The organism is Paenibacillus sp. Y280, assembly GCF_056786335.1.
In genome coordinates this window covers 325,834-332,127 of sequence record NZ_JBXCIW010000005.1, presented here as the reverse complement: position 1 = coordinate 332,127, position 6,294 = coordinate 325,834, and the positions used below count along the sequence as shown (strand labels likewise).

5 protein-coding genes are annotated in these 6,294 nt (G+C 50.3%); all 5 read right to left on the bottom strand.

Annotated features, from left to right (window positions below; genetic code table 11):
- Positions 1 to 527 precede the first annotated feature (527 nt).
- Positions 528 to 2,150 carry an S-layer homology domain-containing protein gene (locus tag AC1TPC_RS09510; protein WP_482066617.1) on the bottom strand — a complete coding sequence of 541 codons (1,623 nt, stop codon included), beginning with the start codon at positions 2,148 to 2,150 and terminating at the stop codon, positions 528 to 530.
- A 454-nt stretch (positions 2,151 to 2,604) separates the two neighbouring features.
- Entirely contained in the window at positions 2,605 to 3,729 is a 1,125-nt protein-coding gene (locus AC1TPC_RS09505; protein ID WP_482066616.1) for a peptidoglycan-binding domain-containing protein, read from the bottom strand.
- Between the two features lie 144 nt (positions 3,730 to 3,873).
- The gene (locus tag AC1TPC_RS09500; RefSeq protein ID WP_482066615.1) at positions 3,874 to 4,614 is read right to left on the bottom strand and encodes an IclR family transcriptional regulator; all 741 of its coding nucleotides are present in this window, start codon (positions 4,612 to 4,614) and stop codon (positions 3,874 to 3,876) included.
- A gap of 53 nt (positions 4,615 to 4,667) precedes the next feature.
- Positions 4,668 to 5,306 (bottom strand): ABC transporter permease, encoded by a 639-nt coding sequence (locus tag AC1TPC_RS09495; protein WP_482066614.1) that lies wholly within the window; start codon positions 5,304 to 5,306, stop codon positions 4,668 to 4,670.
- 6 nt (positions 5,307 to 5,312) lie between these two features.
- Positions 5,313 to 6,272 (bottom strand): ABC transporter ATP-binding protein, encoded by a 960-nt coding sequence (locus AC1TPC_RS09490; protein ID WP_482066613.1) that lies wholly within the window; start codon positions 6,270 to 6,272, stop codon positions 5,313 to 5,315.
- Between the last annotated feature and the right edge of the window lie 22 nt (positions 6,273 to 6,294).

The window sequence follows — 6,294 nt, the reverse complement described above, 5'->3', positions numbered from 1 at the left end:
AGACTTCATCTTATGGTTGCTCCTCTCTTTGGGTGATGTTGTCTTCGCAAACACCATTCTACCAAAGATCGGGGCACTTTTTTATATTTTTATGTGATGGTACTTTCGTAATTCAGGTTAAAAGGAGCACTTTCACCGAAATAGGGTCAAAAGCGTGAAATTAACGGGAGAAAATCCATCTAAACCTGTTTTTTGCCAAAAAACACTTGAAATAACAGGAGTTTTTCCCGTTCATGCTGACTCAAGAGGGCTCAGCCCCATGAAAGATTGAACCCGAGACTTCAGAAGAACCGGGGATTCCGGGGATTCCGGGGATTCCGCCGCTTCCTGCTTCCTGCTTCCTGCTTCGTGGCTTCGGGAGACTTTCACTTGCCCACATTCTCATGAAGCAAGCAACCTTAGACCTGAATAGAAAAATAGCGGTACAGGAATAGCCCCCTGTACCGCTATTTTTCCATGTCTTCCAACATTCCATTCAAAGCCAGCTATCTCTCCAGCGAGCTTACTACTTTTGGGACAGCCTTATTCTATTTGTTAAACGTAGAAATCATCGCCCAATCTTCATCCGTCAGCTGGTTGATCTGCCACAGGGCAACCCCGCGCAGTCCTAGCTCCTTCGCTAAACGCATTTTTGCCCTAATGCTCTGTACGTTCTCGTACCACATCAGGTGCGACCCTCTTGTATCTGTAAAAGTCACCTTGTTCAAAAAGTATGGCAGTTGCATGACCGATGTTGTGTCCGGTGCCGCGATCCGGCTTTCAACTGCGGTAATGGCCGGCGATCGAAAAAATTCTACTTTGCCATCCGTGCCCGTGGTCCATTGGTTTGCCTGCTTCGATATGCCAAGCATCAGCTTATCCGCCGGAATATACTTAAGCGCATCCCGCGCAGCGTCGCCTACCAGCGTAAGCGGAGCAGACGGCAGTCCGCTTTGTTCATGCGTAAATTCATAAGCCATCAGGACGACTTGATCGGCAAGCTCGCCGATCTGCTTGTAGTCATAGCCAGCATAATAATAGGAAGGCGGCACGACAACCGTTAGCTCAGCATCTCCAAGCTCGGCCTTGATTGCGCGAAGCAGCTCATTAAGCGGCTCTTTATAGGCAGCTGGAACAAGGCCCTCAAAGTCGATAGCAACTCGCTCAAATCCGTACGAAGAATTGGCGATGGCCTCCCCGACTGAAACAGCAAACGCTTGGCGAGCTTCAGCATCCATTACAAAATCGCCAAGCTTTTGAAACGTTGTATTTGCAAAAATCATTAGTGTTTTTGTAGACTTACTGTTCTCTGCCGCAGTAATGGCCTGCTCCCAATCGGCTGGCGGAGTTAGGGCTACCGATGCCTTGCCTGCGCCTTGATAGTCCAGCTTCGCCCAGTCGAAGATGATTTCATCCGCGGAAGCGAAACGCTCATGCTTCTTGTATGGTCCAGATGTCGCATAAAAGGCGGATACGTCAAGCTGATGGCTGGCAGTCTGAAAGCCGGTCATCCGATCGATAATCGACGCTGCCTCGCGGCGCGTTAACGACTTTTTCGGAAGGAATAAGCCTTTATCGTCGCCTTTCATAATAGCGTCGGAGTATGTTCTCAGCACATAAGGAGCGAGCTTTTGGTCAATTTGCCCCACATCGCCAAAGGCAGCTTGCTCGCGTGCCGGAAGCCAGTCTACTTCGAGCCATTGCTTTTTCTCCTCTGCGGTTTTGCCCTGCAGCAGCGCGAAGGCGGTTAATGCCGCTACTTCCTCCCGCTTGATGCTTTGACTTGGATTAAATTTGCCGTCTTTGACAAGCAAGTCCAGCCATCCCGCGTCATAAGCAAGCTTAATCGATCCGTACGACCAACGCTCCTTCGCCACATCCGAAAGTAGCACAGTCTTCTCATTCTCTATTACCGGATTAACCGATTCTACCAGCAGCTTAACGAATGCCTCTCTCGTTAGCTCTGCATTAGGCCGGTAAGTACCGTCCTCATAACCGGATACGACACCAAGAGCGACTAACCGGTAAATCGATTCCGCTGCCCAATCCTTCTCCGGCACATCGCGATATAGTTTCAATTGCGCATCATAAGCAAACGCTTGCAAAGACGTTCCGATCATGAACAGCATCAGGACTCCAATAAGCATCGTCGTTTTTCCCCGTAACTTCAATACATCCCTCTCCCTATTAGAGTAAAGCTATTACTCTATCAATTTAGTCGATAGAATCATATAACATTTTCCACCAAAAGTCCAATAAACCCAACATATGGAACACTCTAATGTGACAATCGCTAAAAAGCCACACGCTCGGAGCTACGTTGTATTTAGTGCAGCAGAATCACCGAACACCACCCTATATTCCGCTTTGAGGCTATTTCTGCTGTACTTTGTGCAACGTAGCTGCTGATTAGAGGTGTCATGTCAGGTTTCTGTTGTACTTTGTGCAACGTAAGCCACGCTCTATGTTCTGCTCTATGCTCTGCTCTATGCTCTGCTCTATGCTCTGCTCTTTGTGCTACATTGCATTTTGAGCAACGGTCAGCCAAATTAACGAAAGCGGCAAAACAAAAAGGACCTCTTTCTTAGCGGTCCTCTTCGTCTATACATCCAATGTGTTATTCGCTTATTGCTGACTGCTGTTAGGCGCTTGGTTCTCGGATTGACTGCCGCCTTTTCTTTGGTTGCCCGATTGTCCACCTCCAGGAGCTTGGTTGTTACCGCCGCCTAGACTGCCATTGCCGCCATGGTTGTGATTCCCGCCATGGCCTCCACCCATGTTGCCGCCTTTGCCTTGGTTCTCGCCTGCACCGCCGCCAAACCCGCCGCCTTTGCCTTGGTTCTCGCCTGCTCCGCCGCCAAACCCGCCGCCTTTGCCTTGGTTCTCGCCTGCACCGCCGCCAAACCCGCCGCCTTTGCCTTGATTCTCGCCTGCGCCGCCGCCAAACCCGCCGCCTTTGCCTTGGTTCTCGCCTGCGCCGCCGCCAATTCCGCCGCCTTTGCCTTGGTTTTCGCCTGCGTCGCCGCCAAGCCCGCCGCCTTTGCCTTGGTTCTCGCCTGCTCCGCCGCCAATTCCGCCGCCTTTGCCTTGGTTCTCGCCTACGCCGCCGCCTGCACCGCCACCTGCGCCGCCGCCTACGCCGCCACCTGCACCACCACCAGCTCCGCCGCCTGTGCCGCCACCAGCTCCGCCGCCTGCGCCACCGCCAGCTCCACCGCCTGCGCCACCACCAGCTCCGCCGCCTGCGCCACCACCAGCTCCGCCGCCTGCGCCACCACCAGCTCCGCCGCCTGCGCCACCACCAGCTCCGCCGCCTGCGCCACCACCAGCTCCGCCACCAGCTCCTGCTCCATTGCCAATTGATCTTGCTTTCATGTTCGACTTCGCTTTACTGCGAGCCTTCATCGAAGCCTTCAATTCTGAATATGAGTAAGTGATTGATTTTAGTGTTTTAACATCCACAGAGCCAGTCGCCTTCAGCCCATGCTTTTTCTGAAAATATTTTACGCCGCGTACAGTAGATGCGCCATAATAGCCATCGATGGGGCCAGAATAACTGCCTAGTGATTTCAGCATGCCTTGGATGACGTAAACATCCGGTCCCTTCGCATTTTTGCCAATTGCATGCCCAGTTTGAGGCATGCTGAACATCAATGTCACGGCTAGCAATACAGCGCCTATGTATCTTGCTGCAAGCCCCACGATCGTATTTCTTTTTGCACCTGATGCCGTTTTCTCATTTTGTTGCATACAAAATACACCATCCTTTTCATTTTTAAAAGCACCACCTTACTATCCCCATCTTTTTATTTTTATTCCAAATTGTTTAACAACAAAAAAACGGATCGCCTATTGCGCTCCGCTGCTCTTTTAAAACGTCCTATTGGAAAATGATTACGCTAATCCGCCTAGCTTGCACGATATTTGTGATGCAGCCGCTTTTACGTTCTGAATCACAATCGGAATCTCCTTCTCGTTGAGCCTATGTATAGGTCCCGCTGCCGATAAGCTTGCTACGATGCGCTGCTGTGGATCAAATATCGGAGCCGCAATCGCAAAAGCATCCGTATCGACCTCTCCTAAAGTAAAGCTATAGCCTGCTTTCCTTATGCTCTGCAGCTCCTGCAGCAGCGTAGGCTTGCTGTCATCTTCCGCAAAATGCTTGCACATCTCTTCAATGATTTTGTCATTTTCAAAAGCGAGCAGCGTTTTTCCAGATGCGCCGGAGTTAAGCGGCAATACTCGGCCATTTTCGATAGAGAGCCTGATCAGCCTTTTGCTCGTCACATTTTCAATGCAAATCGCTTTGGAGCCTGAACGCACGAATAGCACCGTCGTTTCGTTCGTGAGAGCGGTAAGCTCCTCCATCACCGGCCTAGCTATCGTAAGAAGCTCTTTCTCAATTTGCTGCGATAAGCTTCTAGCCAAATCGAATATTCGCAGTCCTAACCCAATTTGTCCTCTGCCCTTGCGCTCAACGAAGCCGTTCTTTATAAGCGTTTGAATAAAACGATATGCCGTGCTGTCCGGGATACCCACCTTCTCAGCAATCTCGCTGACTGTAAGAGTAGCACCCGACTCAGCTAGTACAAACAATATATCGATAGCACGTCCTAATGTTTGAGTCCCATTCATGTTTACACCTCGAAATATAAGCAATAATAGTTGCACGTATGAGATACAGTATATCACACCCGCTGTTCTCCGCGTGCTCTTCGCATTGTTGTTTTTTCGAGCCTAAGCAGAAATGTATTCGTGGATAGAGCCAGCAGCGAAACGAGCAGCGTCCCCCATACCATTTTCGGAACAGAATTTTGATATAAGCCTTCGAATAAAATACCGCCTAATCCGCCGGCATTGATCCAAGCCGCAATCGTTGCTATGCCAATAACGGATACCGAAGCGATGCGGACTCCGCCAATAATAACCGGCAGCGCAAGCGGCAGCTCGATCTTGATGAACATCCTCCAAGCGCCAAACCCCATGCCTTTGGCTGCCTCGATAATAGACGGCTCGATGGATTGAAAACCTGAAATGACGTTCCGCACCAGGATGAGCTGACTATACACGACTAATGCGATAATAGCCGGCTTGCTTCCTAGCCCAACGAGCGGAATGAGCAAAGCGAACATGCCAAGGCTTGGAATAGCATAAATAATGCCTAGTACGGACAATACAGGAACGGAAATCCGACGATGCCTTGCGAGCCAATAGCCAAGCGGAAGCGCGATCAGCAGCGCGATGAGCAGAGAAATAAAAGTGAGATAAATATGCTCAAGCAATGAGGTCAACAAATCATCATAATGGCGGCTAAAATAGTCCAGCATCTAGCGTCACCTGCCATTCTGCAGCTTTAACTGCTCAAGCGTGATCCGGCCTACCAGCTCATGCTCGCTGTTTTCCACAGCCACATACGGCACATTTTGCTGCAGAAGAATTTGAAGCACCGTTTTTAAGCTCTCATTCCGTTGAACGCGGGGGATTTCGTCGCCTACAACACGATCCGCAAGCTCGATCATCCGCTCCTCCGCTCGCATAAGATGCAGCTGCTGAAATAAATTGTCGGATTGAATCAAGCGCGACACGAATGAATTGCTAGGATTAGACATGATTGCAAGCGGGGTATCATACTGCTGAATCGTACCTTCATTCATAACAATCATACGATCTCCAAGCTTCATCGCCTCGTCCACGTCATGTGTCACAAACAGCACCGTTTTACCAAGATCGCGTTGAATTTGTTTAAAATCATCCTGTAGCTTCGTCCGCGTAATCGCATCAATCGCACCAAACGGCTCATCCATTAGCAGTATGGCTGGATCGCCTGCCATCGCCCTTGCAATGCCGACACGCTGCTGCTGACCGCCGGAGAGCTGGCGCGGATACCGCTTTTTATAATTTTCAGGCAGATGCACGAGCTCCATTAGATAGTCGATTCGCTCAGCAGTCCTCTGGCGCTCCCAGCCTAATATGTTAGGGACGGTCGCAATATTCTGCTCAATCGTCAGATGCGGGAATAGCCCTACCTGCTGGATCACATAACCGATGCTTTGCCGCAGCTCCGTTACGGGCAAGCTCCTAATATCGCTGCCGAATACCGAGATGGTGCCTGCGGTTGGCTCAATAATGCGGTTGACCATTTTCAGCAAAGTCGTTTTTCCGCAGCCCGATGCACCTAGTATCGTGACAAAGGAGCCTTGCGGAATAACGAGGCTTGTCTCATTTACAGAAGGCTTCGCTGCCTTTGGGAAAGTTTTGGACACCTGCTTGAATACGATTGCTTCTTTGCTCATGCTTATCAACTCCTGTAGGAAG